This is a genomic window from Arthrobacter sp. 2YAF22_2, from assembly GCF_052114645.1.
Taxonomy (GTDB): domain Bacteria; phylum Actinomycetota; class Actinomycetes; order Actinomycetales; family Micrococcaceae; genus Arthrobacter.
The window spans coordinates 1-1,527 of sequence record NZ_JBFRFD010000689.1 but is presented as its reverse complement, the minus strand read 5'-3'; the positions used below and the strand labels follow the sequence as shown (position 1 = coordinate 1,527).

Here is a 1,527-nt window from a genome sequence, read left to right as displayed (position 1 = left end):
GCACACCCCGTTACACCCCGGGACGCGGCTGCCGGATCACTCCGGCGGCCGCGTCCGGCGTTTTGCCGTCGGTTAGGCGCTCCTTCGGGCATCTGCCGCGGGAGCCTTTGGGGCTAGAATCGTGCAACCACCCGGCCCGGATGAGGGGGAAGCGCTTTGCGGAACCATCGCGTCGCCATGCTGGGACTCCTGGCCTACGCCGCGGGGCTGGCGACGGTGGCCTTGTGGCCGCAGCCCGTGGACCGCCCAATCGCAGGGCTACTGGGGAGTGCGCTGCAGGGGCTGCACCGCCGGGGCGTCCCCGACTGGGTGAACTACGGCTTCATAGAGTCCGCGGCGAACGTGCTGCTCTTCATCCCGCTGGGCGCCCTTGTGGCCTGGGTTGTCGGAAGGGGCTGCTGGTGGGTTGGCGGGGTCGCCGGGCTGCTGGCGTCGAGCGCCATTGAACTCACCCAGTTCCTTTTCCTGCCCGCCCGTTACGCTACGCTCGCCGACGTGCTGGCGAACACCGTGGGGGCCGTGCTTGGCGCTTTTTTGGCCCTGCTGCTGATGCGGCGTCTCGGGTCTGTCCGAAACCGGGCACCAGCACGTACTCTGTGATCACACCATCAGGGGGAGGATCTCGGCATGCGGATCTCGGTTATCGGTTGCGGCTACTTGGGCGCTGTTCACGCGGCGTGCATGGCCAAGCTGGGTCATGACGTGGTCGGCATCGACCTCGACGAAAGCAAGATAGACCGGTTGTCCCAGGGACGGGCCCCGTTCTATGAACCCGTGCTCGACGAGCTCCTCTCCGAAGTCGAGGCATCCGGCCGGCTGCGGTTCACCACCGAAATGTCCGCCGCCCGCGGATCCGAGGTTCACTTCATCTGCGTCGGCACCCCGCAAAAACGGGGGGAAAACGCAGCGGACTTGCGCTTCGTGAACGCGGCCGTGGACGGGCTGGGCGCCCACGTCGCTCCCGGTGACGTCATCGCCGGAAAATCCACGGTGCCGGTAGGGACCGCCGCCCGGCTTGCCGAGCTGCTCGCGGAGAAGGAGCCCGGTGCCACGCTGGTCTGGAATCCGGAGTTCCTGCGCGAAGGCCACGCCGTCACTGACACCTTGAACCCGGACAGGTTCGTCTACGGTCTCCCGGACGGCAGTGAAGACCACCCCGCCGTCGCGGTTCTGGACCAGGTTTACGCGACGCCGCTCGCCAGCGGGACACCGCGGCTGATCACGGACTACGCCACGGCAGAACTCGTCAAGACCGCCGCGAATTCGTTTCTCGCCACCAAGATCTCGTTCATCAACGCAATGGCCGAGGTCTGCGAGGCGACCGGCGGCGACGTGACCAAGCTGGCGGACGCAATTGGCCTCGACGACCGGATTGGCCGGAAATTCCTCAATGCCGGTATCGGTTTCGGCGGAGGGTGCCTGCCCAAAGACATTCGCGCGTTCATGGCCCGTGCCGGCGAGCTGGGAGCGGATCAGGCCTTGACCTTTCTGYGCGAGGTGGACGCGATCAACATGCGGCGCCGGACC

Annotated in this window: 2 protein-coding genes; both read left to right on the top strand. The window is 66.8% G+C overall.

The annotated features are described in order from the left end of the window. The first annotated feature begins 156 nt into the window (after positions 1-156). Positions 157-600 (top strand): VanZ family protein, encoded by a 444-nt coding sequence (locus tag AB4Y86_RS18715; protein WP_441403634.1) that lies wholly within the window; start codon positions 157-159, stop codon positions 598-600. Positions 601-627: 27 nt separating this feature from the next. Then, positions 628-1,527 (top strand): UDP-glucose dehydrogenase family protein (locus AB4Y86_RS18710; RefSeq protein ID WP_441403633.1); only part of this gene is annotated, 900 nt, incomplete at its 3' end.